This is a genomic window from Blastomonas ursincola, from assembly GCF_013607875.1.
Classification (GTDB): Bacteria; Pseudomonadota; Alphaproteobacteria; order Sphingomonadales; family Sphingomonadaceae; genus Blastomonas; species Blastomonas ursincola.
Genome location: NZ_VDES01000002.1, coordinates 1,297,201 through 1,315,581, shown reverse-complemented (window position 1 = coordinate 1,315,581; position 18,381 = coordinate 1,297,201). Strand labels below are relative to the sequence as shown.

The following is an 18,381-nucleotide window of genomic DNA, read 5'->3' as shown; positions in this document are numbered from 1 at the left end:
TCCTGGACGCAACAAGGGGACAAGCCATGACCGGCGCTTCCATCCGTCTCGACCGCCGCCAGTTCATCGTCGCAGGTTCGGCCGCAACGGCGCTCGGCGCTGCCCCTTCGCTTGCCCTTTCCCCACGCAACCCGGCTTCAGGAGAACGCCACATGGGCACGATCACCACCAAGGACGGCACCACGATCTTTTACAAGGACTGGGGCCCGAAGGACGCGCAGGCCATCGTCTTCCATCACGGCTGGCCGCTCAGCGCGGACGACTGGGACAACCAGATGATGTTCTTCCTGCTCAAGGGCTATCGTGTCATCGCGCACGACCGGCGCGGGCATGGACGTTCCAGCCAGACCGATAGCGGCAACGAGATGGACACCTATGCCGCCGATGTCGCCGCGCTGACCGACCATCTCGATCTCAAGGGTGCGGTGCATATTGGCCATTCGACCGGCGGTGGCGAGGTGGCCCGCTATGTCGCGCGCGCCCGTCCGGGCCGTGTGGCCAAGGCGGTGCTGATCGGTGCGGTCCCCCCGATCATGCTCAAGACCGAGGCCTATCCCGGCGGCCTGCCGATAGAGGTGTTCGACGGCTTCCGTGCCGCGCTCGTCGCCAACCGGGCACAGTTCTTCCGAGACGTGCCGAGCGGTCCGTTCTACGGCTTCAACCGCCCCGGCGCGACCGTCAGCCAGGGGCTCATCGACAACTGGTGGCGTCAGGGCATGATGGGCGGTGCCAAGGCGCATTACGATTGCATCAAGGCTTTCTCGGAGACCGACTTTACCGAGGACCTCAAGGCGATCGAGGTGCCGGTGCTGATCCTGCACGGCGAGGACGACCAGATCGTGCCGATCGCCAATTCGGCCGAGCTGGCGATCAAGCTGGTCAAGCGCGGTACGCTGATCACCTATCCGGGACTACCGCACGGCATGGCCTCGACCCATGCCGACGTGATCAACGCCGATCTGCTCAAGTTCATCAAGGGCTGATGCGATGACCTATACAAGCCGCATCGACCTTTCCGACCATGTCCGCAAACAGGCGTGCGCACTGTTGCAGGCGCGCCTGTCCGACGCGCTCGACCTGGAGGCGCAGGCCAAGCAGGCGCACTGGAACGTCAAGGGCCCGCATTTCCTGCAGCTGCACCAGCTGTTCGACAGCGTTCATGACGAGATCGAGCAGTTCGTCGACCTGCTCGCCGAGCGCATCACCACTTTGGGCCATGTCGCCGATGGGCGCATCACCACCACCGCATCGGCAACCACGCTCTATGGCTATCCGCTGGAGGCGACCGGCGGCGAGGCACATCTGAAGGCGCTGGCCGGCAGCCTGGGCGCATTCGGCAAGGCGGTGCGCGTTGGCATCGATCAGGCCGGGACCATCGGCGATGCCGACACCGCCGACCTGTTCACCCAGATCTCGCGCGAAACCGACAAGCAGCTCTGGTTCCTCGAAGCGCATCTCCAGGCGCATTGAACACCATCCCCAAGGAGAAAACCCCATGACCTTCCGATCGCAGAAGCTGATCAACGCCGACGACACGCTGTTCATCTTCATCGACCATCAGCCGCAAATGGCCTTTGGCGTCACCAGCATCGACCGCCAGCTGCTCAAGAACAACACCGTGGCATTGGCCAAGGCAGCCAAGCTGTTCGGGGTGCCAATCATCCTGACCGCAGTCGAGACCGAGTCCTTCTCCGGCTATATCTGGCCCGAACTGCTCGACGTGGTGCAGCAGAAGCCGATCGAGCGCACCTCGATGAACTCGTGGGATTCGGAGGAACTGGTCGCGACGGTCAAGGCAAGCGGCCGGAAGAAGCTGGTCATCTGCGCGCTGTGGACCGAGGCCTGCCTGCTCTTCCCGACGCTTTGCGCCATCGAGGACGGGTTCGAGATCTATTTCGTCACCGACGCCTCGGGCGGCACCTCGCTCGAGGCGCATGAAGCGGCCATCCGCCGCATGGAGCAGGCCGGCGCGCACCCGCTGACCACGATCAACGCGATGCTCGAGCTCCAGCGCGACTGGGCGAACCGCGACACCTATGACGGCATCATGAATATCGTGCGCGAGCATATGGGCGCGTACGGCATGGGCGTCGATTATGCCTATACCATGGTGCACAAGGCTCCGCAGCGCGGCAGCTTCGCGCACGAAGCCCCGCACCCCCAGGGTCACTGATCAGCCCGGCCCCAACCCCGAAGACGGGAGCCTCCTGCCCCATGAAACCCTATCTCGTCGCGCTTGGCATCGGCCTTCTGGTGGGCGCACTGTACAGCCTTCTCGGCACACGATCGCCCGCCCCCCCTGCCATCGCGCTGCTGGGACTGCTCGGCATGCTGTTGGGCGAGCAGGCGGTGCCGCTGGCGAGGCAGGCGCTCAAGGGGCAGGAGGTCATCGCCTTCTGGAAGGCAAATTGCGCTGCCCGCGTCACCGGGGTGCCACCCACAACGGACGACCCGTCATGACCGCGACACGCCGTGAGACGCTGACCGGAGCGCTCGCCGCGTCCGCCCTGTCGCTGCTTCCGGGCACCGCCGCTGCCCGATCGACCAGAAGGCCAGATGCCATGCCTGACGACCTGATCATCGTGAATGCGCTCGTGGCGACGCTCGACCGCGACAATCCGCGAGCCGAGGCCGTGGCGATCCGCGACGGACGCTTTCTGGCGGTCGGGTCCGAGGCGGAGATCCGCGCCGCCGCACCCGAGGCCAGGGTGATCGATGCGGGCGGGCGGCGGCTTATCCCCGGACTTATCGACAGCCATATGCACATCATCCGCGGCGGGCTGAACTACAATATGGAGCTGCGCTGGGACGGCGTGCCGACGCTTGCCGATGCGATGGCGATGCTCAAGCGCCAGGTCGATCGCACCCCTGCGCCGCAATGGGTTCGCGTCGTCGGCGGCTTTACCGAGCACCAGTTCGCCGAAAAGCGCCTGCCGACGCTCGACGAGATCAACGCCATCGCCCCCGACACCCCGGTGTTCATCCTGCACCTCTACGACCGCGCGCTGCTCAACGCGGCGGCCTTGCGTGTGGTAGGCTATGGCAAGGACACGCCCGACCCGCCCGGCGGCGAGATCGCGCGCGACTCACGTGGCAACCCCACCGGCCTGCTGCTTGCCCAGCCCAATGCGACGATCCTCTATTCGACCCTGGCCAAGGGTCCCAAGCTGCCCGAGGACTATCAGATCAACTCGACGCGCCATTTCATGCGCGAGGTCAATTCGCTCGGCGTAACCAGCGTGATCGACGCGGGCGGCGGCTTCCAGAACTATCCCGACGATTATCGCGTGATCGAGAAGCTGCACGACGAAGGCCAGCTCACCGTGCGGATCAGCTACAACCTGTTCACGCAAAAGCCGAAAGAGGAGCTGGCCGACTTTTCCGGATGGGTGAAACAGGTCAAGCCCGGCCAGGGCGACGACAGCTATCGCCACAATGGCGCGGGCGAGATGCTGGTCTATTCGGCCGCCGATTTCGAGGATTTCCGCGTCGCCCGCCCGGACATGCCGCCGTCGATGGAGGGCGATCTGGAGCCGGTGATCCGCCTGCTCGCCGAACATCGCTGGCCGTGGCGGCTGCACGCGACCTATGACGAGACGATCGGTCGCGCGCTTTCCGTGTTCGAGAAGGTCAATCGCGATATTCCGCTCACCGGCATTCCCTGGTTCTTCGACCATGCCGAGACGATCAGCGAGCGCAATATCGACCGGATCGCGGCGCTGGGCGGCGGCATCGCGGTGCAGCACCGCATGGCCTTTCAGGGCGAATATTTCGTCGAACGCTATGGCGCGGCTGCCGCCGAGCGCACCCCGCCGATCGCGCGGATGATCGCGGCGGGCATCCCCGTCGGCGCGGGCACCGATGCGACGCGCGTCGCGAGCTACAACCCCTGGGTGTCGCTGTCCTGGCTGGTGACCGGGCGCACCGTGGGCGGGCTGGCGCTCTATCCCGATGCCAACCGCGTCGCCCGAGAAAAGGCGCTGGCGATGTGGACGCATGAAAACACCTGGTTTTCGAGCGAGACCGGCAAGAAGGGGCAGATCAAGCGCGGCCAGCTCGCCGATTGCGCCCTGCTCTCGGCGGACTATTTCTCCGTGCCGGAGCCCGAGATCGCGCATATCCGATCGGTACTGACGCTGCTCGGCGGCGCGGTGGTGCATGGCGAGGGCGGTTTTGCGCCGCTGGCGCCCGACCTTCCCCCGGCCATGCCCGACTGGTCGCCGGTCCGAGTGTTCGGCGGCCATTATCGTCCCCCCGCCGAGACGGCTGCACTGGCGAGCGTGTGCGGCTGCGCATCGACCTGCCAGATTCACGGGCACGACCATGCAGCCGCCTTGGGCGCGGATATTCCCGCGAGCGACGTGCAGACCTTCTGGGGCACGCTCGGCTGCGGCTGCTGGGCGGTCTGAGCGATGCGCGCCCCGACGCCATCGCCAGATGCCTGACCAGCATCGATCCGACATATAAGGCGAGAGCGCGATGCCATGAGCCAGTCCCTGCCCCTGCAAACGCCATCGCCGCTGGTCCGGCTGCTGCTGGTCCTGTCGGCCACCACCGGAATGGTCGATGCTGCGAGCATTCTGGGGATGGACAAGGTCTTCACCGCCAACATGACCGGCAATGTCGTCTTTGCCGGTTTTGCCGCGGTCGGGACGCAGGGCTTTCATGCCCCTTATTATATCGTCGCGCTGGCTGCGTTCATGGCAGGCGCGGTGATCGCCGGGCGCATCTGGCGGATGGGTGCCAAGGGCCGGCTGAGCCGCTGGCTGGTGATCGCTGCGATGGTCGAAAGCACGATGCTGGTCCTGGCAGGCGGACTTGCGCTGCTGTTCGAGCGGACCGTCGCCACCGCGCCCGCCACGCTGCCGGTGCTGATCGCGCTGACCGCCGGAGCGATGGGGTTCCGCAACGCGGTGGTGCGCCAGCTCAAGGTCCCCGACCTGTCGACCACGGTGCTGACGCTGACGATCACCGGCCTTGCATCGGATTCGCGGCTCGCGGCGGGCGACGGCGCGAACCAGCGGACACGGCTGGCGGCGGTCGCGATGATCTTTGCCGGAGCCGTGCTGGGCGCGGTGGTGGTGCTGCACGGGGGTCTTGGCCCCGCCCTGTTGCTTGCAGGCGGTATCGTCCTGGGCAGCACGCTGGTCTTCGCCCGCCACCCGCAAATGGCCGAGCTCGACCGGGGATGAGCCGCAGCCGCTTGCCGTGGCGGGTCGCGACGGCGCTGGTGGCCTGGATGGCGGCACCCGGACCCTTGCCTGCCCTCGCGCAGGATGGGCCGGAAGCGGTTTCGACCAGCGTCACCGGCGAGGCGCGGCTGCGCCATGAGGCCTATGCCCGTCCCGAATGGGGCAACGCGCCCGATGACGGCTATCTGTGGTTGCGCGTCATCCCCATGGTCAAGGCCGAGGCAGGACCGGTGGGCGTCGTCGTGCAGCCGATCCTCGCCTATGCTAGAGGTGTCGCGGGAGGCGCGGGGCCGGTTGATCGTACCGGCATCGATCTGGCGCAGGCCTATGCCGATCTGACCCTGCCGCTGGACGACCGGACGCGTTTCGGCGTGCGGGGCGGTCGCGCCCTTATCGCGCTGGGGTCCGAGCGCCTGGTCGGCAAGCGCTATGGCCCCAACGTTCCCCAGCCCTTCGACGGCCTGCAGGTGAACCTCGCGCGCGGAGCCGCGCGGCTCGACCTCCTTCATGTCTGGGCGACCGAGATCGGGCCAGGCGATTTCGATGATGGCTCGGTGCGCCGCCGCCGGTTGCGCAGCGCCTATCTGACGATGGAGCCCGCACCGAACGTGCATTTCGACTTCTACTGGATCGGCTATGCCGACAGGGCCGCGCGCTTCGGCGGCATCGGCGGACGCGAGGAGCGCGACACCTTCGGGCTCAGGATGTCCGGCCAGCGTGGAAGGCTGGCATGGAACTGGGAAACGATGATCCAGCGCGGCCACTTCGCCGGCCAGGGCGTCCGCGCCTGGTCGCAGGCCACCGAAACCTCGGTCCGCTTTCCGCAAACCCCGCTCTCCCCGCAGCTCCGACTGCGCGCCAATATCGCCAGCGGCGATCGCTCACCGACCGACCGCCGTTTGGGATCGTTCAACGCGATGTTTCCCAAGGGCCGCTATTTCGGCGAACTCACCCCGCTTGGCCCGCGCAATATCGTCAACGTCAATCCCGGTATCGTCCTAGATCCCGGTAGCGGTGTTCAGGTCGAGATCAACCTTGCCGCGTTCTGGCGCGCATCGCGCTTCGACGGGATTTACGATCTGTCTGGCCGCGAACTGCGTGAGCCCGGGACGGCGCGCGCCCGGCATATCGGCAACCTGGCCGAAATCGGCCTTTCCGTCGATCTTCCGCGCGGGCTGTCTTTCGCCGCTTCGGCGGGAGCGTTCACGGCTGGCCCTTTCATCGAACAGACCGGAAGCTCCGGCACCATCTGGATGGCCGGAACCGAAATGACCTGGCGGTTCTGAGCTGCACGAACACTTGCCCTTTCGTGCAGCTAATGGCGCTGGCCGAGCCCACCGTCATAGCGCTCGAACTTGCCCAGCCCGACAAAGCGCACGCTTGCCCCCGTCAGCCCATCGAGCAGGTAGACGATATCCCCCGCGCACAGCATCGAACCGCTTGTGCGGACATGCAGGATCTGCCCCTCCTTCAGCATATCGGCGTCGCCGCGAACGCGGTTGATGAACTGGCGGCGGCTGGATATCTGGTAGACGATACCCGTGCCGGCGATGATCCGGGTCGCGCGCACCTGCGCGAGCGCGAGGCATTCGGCTGTCGCGGGAAGGCTGACCGGCTGATCCTCGGGCACGGGCGGCACGAATATCAGGTCTGCGCTGGGGACGAGGTCCGCGCCTGTCTGTCCAGGCATCACGGCCTGAAGTGCAGCAGCGATCAGGATCAGCACGCGCGACAACAGGGCACTCCAACCTCCCACCCCAGCAGGGAAATGCACCTTGAGGGAACGGCTAGCACAACGCTTCCCTCAAGGTGCACCAGGTCCAGGGGGCATGTGGACCGCGTCAAGCCAGCCGGGGGTTATGGCCGCTTGCAGAGGGAAGACGTCACCCACCGCGCGATCCCGCATCGATTTTCCATTCGCCGAATAAAAATGGCATCTCGCTTACGGTTTGGTATCGGGCGTGACGTCTGCCAGCATGTGCGCCACCCCAAATGTCAGCCTAGCCTTGCCTGAATCCGGAACATCGCCGCCCTCGCAGGGTCTCCAAGCTTTGCTGCTGGCAGAGCGGGAGGGCTTTCTGCGTTTTTTGAGGGCGCGCGGCGCAGGCGATGCCGCCGAGGACATCTTCCAGGATACCTGGCTGCGGCTGGCGGCAGCGCAGACCAACCCGATCGCCGAGCCGCGCAACTATCTGTTTCGCGCGCTCAACAATGTGATGCACGATCGCTATCGCTCGGCGCAGCGTGCGCGCAGGCGCGACGGCGAATGGATCGAGATCAACAGCAGCAATGCCGAAGCCTCGGACGCGCCGCTGCCCGACCGCGCGCTCGCGGCGCGACAGGCGCTGGCACAGGCAGAGGCGGTGCTGCGCGCCGAGGGCGAACGGGTGCTCGACATCTTCCGGCTGTTCCGGATCGAGGGCCTGGGCCAGCGTGCGATTGCCGAGCATCTCGGGCTCAGCCTCAGCACCGTCGAGAAGGACCTGCAAAAGGCCTATCGCGCGCTGATCCGCCTGAAGGAGACTCAGGATGCGGAATGACCCCGGCGGCGACGTCCACCTTGCAGGATGGCCAGCATGACAGACACGAACGAACAGATCCGCCAGGAAGCGCTCGAATGGGCGCTCGCCTCGCAGGAAGCCGATTTTGCCGGATGGGACGCGCTGACCGGCTGGCTGGAGGCCGATGCGCGCCACAACCAGGCCTATGATGCCGCGATGGCCGCCGGGAGCTGGATGGCCGATCTGGTCGCGGCTGTCCCTGCCCTGCCGCAACCTGCGAACGACGGGCAACCCCTGCCGCCAGCCAACGCGCGGAGCTGGCGGCGCGGTTTTCTGGCGCTGGCGGCCGCGATCGTCGCGATCCTGCTGATCCCGCTCTGGCAGATGCGACCGCAGCCCTACAGCGTCATCACCCCGAACGGCCAGACGAGGACGATCGCGCTCGAGGATGGCAGCCGCATCCTCGTCAACGGCGGCACCCGCCTCATGCTCGACCGGAACGAGCCGCGTTTCGCCAGGCTGGAACGCGGCGAGGCGATGTTCATCGTCCGGCACGATGAAGCCGATCCATTCGTCGTCGAGGCGGGCGATGTGCGTCTGGTCGATGCAGGCACCGCCTTCAACGTGGTGCGCAGTGGCGCCGGGCTGGACGTCGCGGTGTCGGAAGGCGCAGTGATCGTCAACCCGGATGGCGAGAATGTCCGGCTGAACCCCGGGCGGCGTGCCCAGATCGATGGCGCGAGCGGGCGCATCCTCGTGTCGGACATCGCGGCCAGCCATATAGGCGGTTGGCGATCGGGCCAGATCGCCTTTGCCGATGCTCCGCTGGGCGAGGTGGCGCAGGCCATCGAACGCACATTGGGCGCGAACGTGACCGTCTCGCCCGACCTTGCGGGAGCACGGTTCAGCGGCATCCTGCAGGTTGCCGGGCGAACGCCCGATGCCCTGCCGCAGATCGCCCCGGTATTGGGCGCACGTGCGGTGCGACGCGGACAGGGTTGGGAATTGGTGAGCATCGATGCACAGCCGTGACGGCCCGCTAAAGGCCCGGTATCTGCTGCCCGCATTGTGCGTGCTGGCGGCACCGGTCGAGGCACATGCTGAAGCCCGGGCGCAGATCGATATCGCCGCCGGACGGCTCGACAGCGCGATTGTCGCGCTGGGGCGCCAGGCAGGGATCAGCATCGGCCTTACCGATCGACAGCTCGGCGCGCAGCGGGTGCGGAGGCTGCGCGGGGTGATGTCCGCCGAGGAAGCGCTGCGGCGGCTGCTCGACGACAGTAACGCGCGTGCGGTGCGGCTTTCGGCGCGCGACTGGCGGATCGTGCGCGCCGCCCCCTCGGCACGCGCGAGCGGAACCCCGCTGCGCCTGGCCGTCGCTGCGCCTGCCGACCTGTCGCCGCCGGTCGCAGAGATCGTGGTTACGGGCGTGCGAGCGGCTGCCGAAATCAGCGCCGCGCGCGAGCAAGGCCTGATCGCGCTCGACGGCCAGTTCGCGATCGACGCGCACAATCGCGGGTCCGATGCGCTCGCCGAGCGCGTGCCGGGGCTCGGATCGACGCAGCTCGGACCGGGGCGCAACCGGCTGTTCCTGCGCGCGATTGCCGATACCAGCTTCAACGGCCCCACCCAGGCGGTGGTCGGCCAATATCTCGGCACCGCGCGGCTCAACTACAACGCGCCCGATCCCGATCTCCGATTGATCGACCTCAATCTCATCGAGATCCGCCAGGGACCGCAGGGCACGCTCTACGGAGCAGGAACGCTGGGCGGGGTCATCCGGCTGCTGCCCAACATGCCCGACGCCCGGAACTGGGAGGCGGCGCAGTCCGGCTCGGTTGCCGCGACCTGGCATGGCGAACCCTCGTTCGATGCAAGCGCGATGCTCAACGTGCCGGTGATCGAGGGCAAGCTCGGCCTGCGCGCGGTGGTCTATGCCGGGCGCGACGGAGGTTATATCGACGACCGGCTCCGGCAGAAGAACGACATCAACCGGGTGCACACCACCGGCGGACGGATCATCGCCCGGCTGGAGCCCGGCGACGGCTGGACGATCGATCTGGTCGGCGCAGCGCAGGACATTGACGGGCGCGACAGCCAATATGCAGACCGGTTGGGCGACCGCCTGGATCGCGCAAGCCCCTTTGCCCAGCCCTTTCGCAACCGCTTCCGGCTGGGCCAGGCGTCGATCGGCAAAGCCTGGGACACGTTCGAGCTGCTCACCACGACCACGATCACCGGGCTGGATCTCGACGAGACGTTCGATGCAAGCGAGCCGGGCCAGGCCCCCAGCCTGTTCCGCCAGCGGGGGGAAACCCGGCTGATCGCCAACGAGACCCGGCTTTCGGGGATGACCGATGGCGGGCTCACCTGGCTGGTCGGCGGCCAGCTGCTCGGCAACCGCTACCGCATCCGCCGCGCGCGGGGAGAGCTCGCGCGCGTCTCGACGATTTCGGGGATCGAGAACCGGGTCGAGGAGGCAACCGGCTTTGCCGATCTCGCCCTGCCCCTGACCGGGCGGCTGGTTCTGATGGCGGGCGGACGGCTGACCCATGCGCGGCTTTCGGGCGAGGCGCTCGAACAGCCGCTGACGCTCGAGGCCTTCCGCGTCGCGCGCAGCCGCAGCCAGACCGCGTTCCTGCCGAGCGCGGGGCTGCGCTATCGCTTTTCCGACGCGCTGTCGGGCCATGTCCGCTATCAGGAGGGCTTCCGTCCCGGCGGCATCAGCGTGCGCGACGATATGATCCGGCGCTTCCTGCCCGACAATGTCTCGGCGATCGAGGCCGGGCTGGCGCTGAACAGCGGCAATTTCAGCGCCGATGCGACCTTCGCGCACACCCGCTGGCGAAACATCCAGGCCGATCTGATCGACAGCGACGGATTGCCGACGACCGAGAATATCGGCAACGGGCGCATTATCACGCTCGACGCCAATATGGCATGGCAGCCATTGCCTGGCTTCACCATCGAGGCATCGGGCGTGTGGGCCGACAGCCGCCTGACCCAGCCCTCGGCGCGCATCTTCCTCGTGACCGCCCAGCGTGGCAGCGCCGTCGGCACGGCCGTGCCCGAGGGTGCCGTTATTGTCGACAGCGACGACCTGCCCAATGTCGCGCGCCTCTCGGGGCGATTGGGCGCGAGCTGGAAGACCGAGACCCGGGCAGGCGAGACGCTCACCCTGGGCGGGTCGCTGCGCTATGTCGGCAGCTCGCGGCTGGGCATCGGCCCTGTCCTGGGCGTGCGCCAGGGCGATGTGCTCGACACCAGCCTTTCAGCGGAGCTGGCGTGGCAAGGGCGCTCGTTCTGGATCCGCGCGTCGAACCTGCTCGACAGCCGCAGCAACCGCTTTGCCATGGGATCGCCGTTCACACTCGCGCAGGGCGATCAGATCACGCCCTTGCGGCCACGCACCATCGCCATCGGCGCCGATTTCTCCTTCTGAAATCCGGATGCCCACAAATATTGCTACTGACTGACATTTGCATTGCGGGTTTCGCGTCCCGGCATCGTCTGAGGGAGAGAACACACTCCCCGCTTCCGAAAAGCTGAAAGGACGATCATGCGCCTCTTGCTGGCCTGCACCTGTTTGACTCCCGTTGCCCTGCTCCTCCCTCTGCAAGGCGCCCTTGCCGAGACCACGGTCACCACCGCGCGCACCACCCCGATCGCCACCGGCAGCGCCAACAATGGTGGCGCGGACAGCATCAAGATTACTTCTGCCGGGTCGATCAAGCCGACATCGGGCGTCGCGGTGACGATCAATTCCAACCATGCGGTGATCAACGAAGGCACCATCCAGCTGACCGATGCCAACAATGCGGCGGGCATCATCGCCAATGCCGGGGTGACCGCCAATATCACCAACAGCGGCACGATCACGCTCGACGAGACCTACAAGGCCACCGACAGCGACAAGGACGGCGATCTCGACGGGCCGCTGGCGCAGGGGCAGAACCGCTTCGGCATCCGCACGCTCGGCGCACTCACCGGATCGGTGGTCAACACCGGCAGCATCACCGTGGGAGGCAATGCGAGCGCAGGCATCAGCCTGGAAGGACCGCTCACTGGATCGCTGACGCACAGCGGCGCAATCACGGTGGTGGGCGACAACAGCACCGGCATCCGCGCCGGCGCGGTCACCGGCAATGTCGCGCTGACGGGCGGCGTATCGGCAACGGGAGCCAATGCGGTCGCGATCGATCTTGCCGGTCCGATCGGAGGCGTGCTCACCATCCAGGGGGCGGTGACCGCCACCGGCTATCGCAGCACCACGGCGCCTGCCGATACCAGCAAGCTCGATGCCGACGATCTGCTTCAGGGCGGCCCGGCGCTGCGCATCGCGGGATCGGTCGCAGGCGGCATCCTGTTCGACGTTCCGCCCAAGGACCTGAAGCCCGACGACAAGGACGAGGACAAGGATGGCGTCGAGGATGCCAAGGAGGGCAGCGCGAGCGTGATCTCCTATGGGTCCGCGCCTGCCGTCCGGATCGGATCAGCGACGCAGGAAGTCGCCATTGGCGCGGTCGCGGGCACTCCCGCAGCGGGCCATGGCATCGTCAACAACGGACGGATCGAGGGCAATGGCGTCTACAAGGACGTCGCTGCGACCGGCATGGCGATCGGCGGACTGGGCCAGAAGACCATGATCGCGGGCGGCATCCTCAACAACGGCACGATCGCGGCCAAGTCTAATGGCGGCAATGCCACCGCGCTGCATATCGGTGCGCAGGCGAGCGTTCCCGCGCTGCAGAACAGCGGCACGATCGAGGCGACCGGCGGCTCTGCCGCGACCACCCAGGCGCGCGCGCTGGTCATCGAGAGCACCGGATCGATGGCGCGGCTGACCAATAGCGGCCGCATCGCCGCCACCGCCGCCACCGACGGCGCGGCAGCGGCGATCATCGATCTGTCGGGCACGCTGGCGACACTCGACAATAGCGGCACGATTGCCGCGACCGCCGTCAAGCCCGGCGAAGGCAAGGCGGTGGCCATCGACCTTTCGGCCAATGCCAGCGGCGTGACCATCCGGCAGACGGCGGCGAGCGCGGGTGCCAAGCCGTCAATCACCGGCGACATTCGCCTAGGGGCGGGCAATGATCTGATCGATATTTCCGCAGGCACCGTCACCGGCGCGATGCGCTTCGGCAATGGCAACAACCGGCTGCTCGCCAGCGGCGACGCCGCACTGGTCGGCAATGCGACGTTCGGCAGCGGCGCGGACACCGTCCAGCTTGCGGGCAAGGCGAGCCTGGTCGGCGCGCTCGATCTGGGCGGAGGCGCGGACACGCTCTCGCTCGGCGGCACCTCACTGTTCCGTGGTACGCTGGCCAATGCCAGCCAGGCCGCGGTCACGATCGCAGGCGGCACGCTGCAGCTGACCGCGCCCACCACTGTATCGCTGGCGTCGCTGGCGGTGAGCGACAAGGGCACGCTGGGCGTGTCAATCGACGGCAAGACCGGCACCGCAACGCGCATCGTGGTGGCGGGCAGCGCGACCATTGCCACAGGATCGAAGCTCGCGGTCACCCTTACCAGCATCGGCAAGTCGGCGGGCACGTACCAGATTCTCAGCGCAGGCCAGCTGACCGGCAGCGGCAATCTGACGAGCGCTGATGTCGTGCTTCCCTATCTGTTCACCTCGACGGTGACCGGCAGCGACGCGGCAGGCACCGTGAGCATCGCGATCAAGCCCAAGGCGGCCAGCGAGCTTGCCTTCACGCGGTCGCAGGCGCGCGCCTACGATGCGGTGTTCAAGGCGGTCGACAGCGACGTCGATGTCGCTGCGAGCCTGCTTGCCACCACCACTGCGGAGCAGGCGCGGGCGGTGATGCAGCAGATGCTGCCCGACCATGCCGGCGGCACCTTCGCGACGGTAACCCAGGGCTCGCGCGCCACCGCGCGCTTCCTCACCGATCCGGCTGCTGCCTATAGCGATCAGGGCAATTGGGGCTTCTGGCTGCAGCAGACCGTCTGGGGCAGCGACAAGGACCGCGGCCAGACCGCATCGTTCGACACCTCGGGATGGGGTGCGACCGGCGGGGCAGAACTCAAGGCGGGCGATTTCGGCGCCATCGGCCTGTCGATCGCCTATCTCAACGGGCGAAACGACAACAAGCAGACCGGCGGCGAAATCCGCGCGAACCAGTATGAGCTCGCGGCACATTGGCGCGGGCAATGGGGCCCGGTGCGCGCTTTCGTGCGCGGGTCGGCCGCTAGAATCGACTTCGGCGGAACGCGCCGCTTCGCGCAGATGCTGAATGGCAAGCTGGTCGAGCGCAGCGCCGAGGGCGATTGGTCGGGCGATCTCTACAGCGCGTCGGCTGGGCTCGGCTATGAGGCACGCATCGGCAAGCGCCTGATCCTGCGGCCAACGGCGGTGATCGACTATTACAAGCTGGACGAGAATGGCTATGCGGAGACCGGCGGCGGCAATGCCTTCAACCTGATCGTGGACGAGCGCAGCAGCGACGAGCTGGCAGTCAACGGCACGCTGGTGGCGGGATATGAGTTCGGTAGCCTGCGACCTGACGATGTCTGGATCCGTGCCGAGATCGAAGGCGGTCGCCGCCAGATCATCGGCGGTTCGCTCGGCGAGACCACCGCCCGCTTCAAGGACGGTGCGGCCTTCACGCTGCTGCCCGACGCGCGGAGCGATGGCTGGATCGGCTGGCTGCGGCTGGTCGGCGGGCAGCAGGGCTTTGCGCTGGCCGGGGAAGTCGGCGCCGAAGAGCAGTTCGGCAATCTCGCGCTCAACGCCCGCGTTTCGCTCAGGATCGGTTTCTGACCGCGCTGTTCGACCCCGGCCTCCATGCACGCCGGGCCGGGGCCGAACCGTTTCGACAGCACGACAGGCTTGGCGCGATGCATCAGCGATGAAAACTCAATTGACTCGTGGCATATTTATTTTACCATTCGTCAAACATCCTTCGCGATGGGAAACAGAGAGGATCATTGCCGGTCATGAGCCAAGCCGTCGTTGTCACCTGCGCCATCACTGGCTCGCACCAGGATTTCCACAAGCACCCTGATTATCCGATCACCCCGGCGCAGATTGCGCGCGATTGCATCGCGGCATCGAAGGCGGGCGCAGCGGTCGCGCATGTCCACGCGCGCGATCCCGAAACCGGCTGGCCGTCAATGGATACCGGACTGTATCGAGAGATCATCGACCGGGTGCGCAGCGCGGACTGCGACATCATCCTCAACCTGACGGCGGGCGAAGGCGCGGTGTTCGAACCGCGCCCGGACGACCCCAATCGCAATACCGACCGCGGCAATCTCGCTTCGCCTGCCGCACGCGTGGCGCATATCGAGGCGTTGCAGCCCGAAATCTGCACGATCGATGTTGCCACGATGAACTTCGGCGAATTCGCCTTCATCAACATGGCGCGCGACCTTCGCATGATGGCCGATCGGATGATCGCAGCGGGGACCCAGCCCGAGATCGAAGTGTTCGATATCGGGCATGTCGTGCTCGCCAATCGCCTGATCGAAGAGGGCCATCTGCGCGCGCCGTTCCTGTTTCAGCTGTGCCTTGGCATTGCCTATGGCGCGCCTGCGACGCCGCAGGCCATGGCGCTGATGGCATCGATGCTGCCCGAAGGCGCGGTGTGGAGCGCGTTCGGCGTCGGCCCCAAGGAGTTCGACATCGTGGCCAATGCGGTGACGATGGGCGGAAATGTCCGGGTCGGTCTGGAAGACAACATGTATCTGTCGCGCGGCCGGTTCGCGACCAATGCCGAGCTGGTCGACCGCGCGGTGAACATCGTCGGCATGCTCAACCGCAATGTCGCCACGGCCGACCAGGCGCGCGAGATCATGGGCATCAATGCGCGGCGTGGAGGATTGGCGAACGCGGCCTGAAGTCGCCCATAAGCGCATTCGGGGCGACTATGCGTTGTGCTTCCCGGCCGACGGCAAGCTCAGGATCGCCGTCACGCAGCGCGGGAGCGGGGACGCGCGCATTTCGCGCATCATCCTTACCGCAGCTTGACCACCCGCCCCTGGGCCTTGCATCATTTGGCGCATCCCGCCGAGAAAGGCATGAAATGCCCGTGCGCTTGAGTATCAATGCCGTCACCAGCGCCGAGCGTCAGCGCGTGATCGACGCGATCGCCGCTGCCGTCAGCGAACTCGGCGGCTGGATCGATGACGTGCACCTATTCTCGAATATCTCGGTGGCAATTCGCAGCTTCCTGCCGCCGGACCGGGTCCAGCCATTTGGCGAGCGGCTGGCAGCGCTGGGGCTGAAATTGTCAGACTCCGCCCAGCGCGACCTGGCTGCATGCGCCGCCGTACCTGGCTCGGCTGCGGAGCTGTTCTGTACGGTGCAGATCACCTTTTTCCACGACGAGCCCGATCTCAGGCGGCACGTCCCCAGCGTCCCGGGCTGAGCGCGGCTATCGCGCCAGCGCTCAGTAGCGGACGCTGAACTCGATCCCATAGGTGCGCGGCGCGGCGTAAAAGGCCGAGGCGATGCCGTTGGGGCCTTCGTTGACCGTTTCGAAATAGGCCTTGTCCCCCAGATTGCGGCCATAGAGCGCCAGGCTCCACGCGCCTTCGTCCGGCGCAATCGTGAGGCGCGCATTCCATAGCGAGAAGGCGCGCTGCGCGGTGAGATCGCGTTCGAACTCGCTGAAGAACATCTTGCTGCGGTGCACGAACTCCACCCTGGGCGTTACGGTGACGGTGCCGACCTCAGCCGCATATTGCGCAGCGAGATTGATCGTGTGCCTTGGCGAGCGCGGCAGCGTGTTGCCGTCGAGGACGATCGTCGGCGGCGCCAGCGCGTTCTGGAAGCTGTCAGTATTGGTAAACCGGTCATAGGTCGCGTCGAGATAGGCATAGGAAGCACTCAGCTCCAGCGCGGGAACCGGCTGCGCCAGCAGCTCGGCCTCGAACCCCTTGACTGTCGCCGCAGCCGCATTCTGGAACCCGGCGGAAAGGCCGCCATTGCCGGTCGAGATCACGCCGAAGGCCTGCAGGTCGGTATAGTCGTAGTAGAAGCCGACCAGGTTGAACTGGGCGCGATTGTCGAAGGCACGCGCCTTGAGCCCCGCCTCATAGGCCCAGATGAACTCGGGCCGCACCGGTCTCTGGCCGAAGGTGAGGTTGGAGTTGCCGGGCTTGAACCCGCGCGTGACCGAAGCATAGATCATCGTGCGATCGGCCAGGTCATATTCGAGCGCCAGCTTGGGGGTGAAGGCATCCCAGCTGTTGTCGACCGTAGCGATGCCACCGATCGGTATCACGCCCAATATCCCGCCGATATCGAACAGCGAGCTGTTGTCGAGCCCCTGCCCTTCCTTCTCGTCCCGCGTATAGCGCGCGCCCGCAACCACGCGAAATCGGTCAGTCAGCGAATAGGTCGCCTGGCCGAACACCGCATAGGACGTGCTGCGGATGTCCTGAGTGAGCGTCTGGCGGAACTGGATGGGGCCGGTCGAAAAGCCGGGGAACAGCTGGAAACTTTCTGCGGTGATCGTCCGCAGGTCGTAATTGCCAATGGCGTGCTCGCGATAATAATAGGCCCCGACCACCCATTTGAGCCGCCCCTGATCGTCGCTGAGCAGCTGGATTTCCTGGCTGAACTGGTTGGCGGTCTCGTTCGTCCGCGTGAACGAGCGCGGATCGCTCGAAGCACTGAGCGAGTTGAGCGCGCGCCAGCTGTTCTCGCGATAGCCGGTGATCGTGCGTAGCGTCAGCTCGCCGATGGGAATTTCCATGTTGTACGTGAGCCCCCAGGATTCTCGGTCGGAGCGATTGGGCACGCCTTGTGCCACCCGGTCGGGATCGGTGGTGAAGATGGTGCCGGGAGGCGCACTGGGCGAGACCGAGTTTGCCCCCAGGAAATTCTGCGGCAGCTGCCCTGCTGAGGTGAAGGTCTGGTAATCGGCGATCAGGCGCAGCACCAGATCGGAGCCATCGGGCTGATATTGCAGCGTCCCGCGAATGCCGTTCAGCTCCTCGCCCGGAATGCGCGGCCCGTTCGCGACAATGTTTCGGCGATAGGGATCGTGCTTGTCGACGATTCCGGCGACGCGCGCGGAAAAGCCGCCGCCCAGCCCGCCGCTGGCAAAGGCCTCGAGCTTGATGCGGTCGTAATTGCCAAAGCCCATGATAGCGCCGACCGAGAGATCCTGGGTCGGCCTGGCCGAATTGATGTTGATGGCGCCACCGGTGGCATTGCGTCCGTAAAGCGTGCCCTGCGGACCGCGCAGAACCTCGACGCTTTCAAGGTCGTAATAGGCCTGCACCGCCGAGGCGCGGCCGATATAGACCGAATCGATATTGGTCGCGACGCCCGATTCCACCGCGGATCCGGGCTGTGATGTTCCCACCCCGCGCAAGGTGGTGAAGGCAGCGCCGTTCTGGCTGAACACCAGCCCCGGCGCATAGAATTGCAGATCGGCCACCGTCGCGATGCCGCTGCGCGCCAGATCCTTGGCATCGATCTTGGTGACGGCGAGCGAGACCTTCTGCGAATCCTCGGCGCGGCGATTGGCGGTCACCACGATTTCCTTGAGGCCGCCATCACCGGCTTCCTGACTATCGCGCGGCGCCGGCTCCTGCGCCTGGGCCTGGGCCTGGGCCTGGGCCTGCCCCGACGTCGCCAGCGCGACCAGACACGCCCCTGCCAGCCAATATGCTGCCTTGGAAATCCGCATAGCCCTCTCCCCTCACATTGC

The 18,381-nt window shown here is 66.3% G+C and carries 15 protein-coding genes; 13 read left to right on the top strand and 2 right to left on the bottom strand.

Going from position 1 to position 18,381, the window contains the following annotated elements; translation table 11 throughout:
* The first annotated feature begins 152 nt into the window (after positions 1–152).
* The 7 genes from FG486_RS12375 (at position 153) to FG486_RS12345 (ending at position 6,478) form a co-directional block, all read left to right on the top strand.
* Entirely contained in the window at positions 153–983 is an 831-nt protein-coding gene (locus FG486_RS12375) for an alpha/beta fold hydrolase (RefSeq protein ID WP_181267990.1), read from the top strand.
* A gap of 4 nt (positions 984–987) precedes the next feature.
* Positions 988–1,470 (top strand): DNA starvation/stationary phase protection protein Dps, encoded by a 483-nt coding sequence (dps, locus tag FG486_RS12370; RefSeq protein WP_181267715.1) that lies wholly within the window; start codon positions 988–990, stop codon positions 1,468–1,470.
* A gap of 25 nt (positions 1,471–1,495) precedes the next feature.
* The gene (locus FG486_RS12365) at positions 1,496–2,173 is read left to right on the top strand and encodes a hydrolase (protein WP_137775425.1); all 678 of its coding nucleotides are present in this window, start codon (positions 1,496–1,498) and stop codon (positions 2,171–2,173) included.
* 41 nt (positions 2,174–2,214) lie between these two features.
* Positions 2,215–2,460, top strand: coding sequence for a DUF1427 family protein (locus tag FG486_RS12360; protein WP_137775426.1), 246 nt, complete (start codon positions 2,215–2,217; stop codon positions 2,458–2,460).
* A gap of 101 nt (positions 2,461–2,561) precedes the next feature.
* A complete protein-coding gene (locus FG486_RS12355; RefSeq protein WP_241695805.1) occupies positions 2,562–4,409 on the top strand; it encodes an amidohydrolase in 1,848 nt (615 codons plus the stop codon).
* A 75-nt stretch (positions 4,410–4,484) separates the two neighbouring features.
* Entirely contained in the window at positions 4,485–5,192 is a 708-nt protein-coding gene (locus FG486_RS12350) for a YoaK family protein (RefSeq protein WP_181267713.1), read from the top strand.
* Positions 5,189–6,478 (top strand): alginate export family protein, encoded by a 1,290-nt coding sequence (locus FG486_RS12345; protein ID WP_181267712.1) that lies wholly within the window; start codon positions 5,189–5,191, stop codon positions 6,476–6,478. Before FG486_RS12350 ends, FG486_RS12345 begins: the two co-directional genes overlap by 4 nt.
* A gap of 29 nt (positions 6,479–6,507) precedes the next feature.
* Here the strand turns inward: FG486_RS12345 and FG486_RS12340 are convergent, their stop codons facing one another.
* On the bottom strand, positions 6,508–6,927 hold the full coding sequence (locus tag FG486_RS12340) for a hypothetical protein (protein ID WP_181267711.1): 420 nt from the start codon (positions 6,925–6,927) through the stop codon (positions 6,508–6,510).
* 241 nt (positions 6,928–7,168) lie between these two features.
* Here FG486_RS12340 and FG486_RS12335 point away from each other — a divergent pair, with 241 nt between their 5' ends.
* The 6 genes from FG486_RS12335 (at position 7,169) to FG486_RS12310 (ending at position 16,086) form a co-directional block, all read left to right on the top strand.
* The gene (locus FG486_RS12335; protein WP_181267989.1) at positions 7,169–7,732 is read left to right on the top strand and encodes an RNA polymerase sigma factor; all 564 of its coding nucleotides are present in this window, start codon (positions 7,169–7,171) and stop codon (positions 7,730–7,732) included.
* Positions 7,733–7,768: 36 nt separating this feature from the next.
* The gene (locus FG486_RS12330; RefSeq protein ID WP_181267710.1) at positions 7,769–8,725 is read left to right on the top strand and encodes a FecR family protein; all 957 of its coding nucleotides are present in this window, start codon (positions 7,769–7,771) and stop codon (positions 8,723–8,725) included.
* Positions 8,712–11,135 carry a TonB-dependent receptor gene (locus tag FG486_RS12325; protein WP_181267708.1) on the top strand — a complete coding sequence of 808 codons (2,424 nt, stop codon included), beginning with the start codon at positions 8,712–8,714 and terminating at the stop codon, positions 11,133–11,135. Before FG486_RS12330 ends, FG486_RS12325 begins: the two co-directional genes overlap by 14 nt.
* A 117-nt stretch (positions 11,136–11,252) precedes the next feature.
* Positions 11,253–14,477: an autotransporter outer membrane beta-barrel domain-containing protein gene (locus FG486_RS12320; RefSeq protein ID WP_181267706.1), complete on the top strand. Its 3,225-nt coding sequence runs from the start codon at positions 11,253–11,255 to the stop codon at positions 14,475–14,477.
* 176 nt (positions 14,478–14,653) lie between these two features.
* A complete protein-coding gene (locus FG486_RS12315) occupies positions 14,654–15,556 on the top strand; it encodes a beta-keto acid cleavage family enzyme (RefSeq protein WP_181267702.1) in 903 nt (300 codons plus the stop codon).
* Positions 15,557–15,747: 191 nt separating this feature from the next.
* A complete protein-coding gene (locus tag FG486_RS12310) occupies positions 15,748–16,086 on the top strand; it encodes a hypothetical protein (protein WP_181267701.1) in 339 nt (112 codons plus the stop codon).
* A gap of 21 nt (positions 16,087–16,107) precedes the next feature.
* On the opposite strand, the gene FG486_RS12305 is transcribed toward FG486_RS12310, so the two are convergent.
* Positions 16,108–18,360 (bottom strand): TonB-dependent receptor, encoded by a 2,253-nt coding sequence (locus FG486_RS12305; protein WP_181267700.1) that lies wholly within the window; start codon positions 18,358–18,360, stop codon positions 16,108–16,110.
* Between the last annotated feature and the right edge of the window lie 21 nt (positions 18,361–18,381).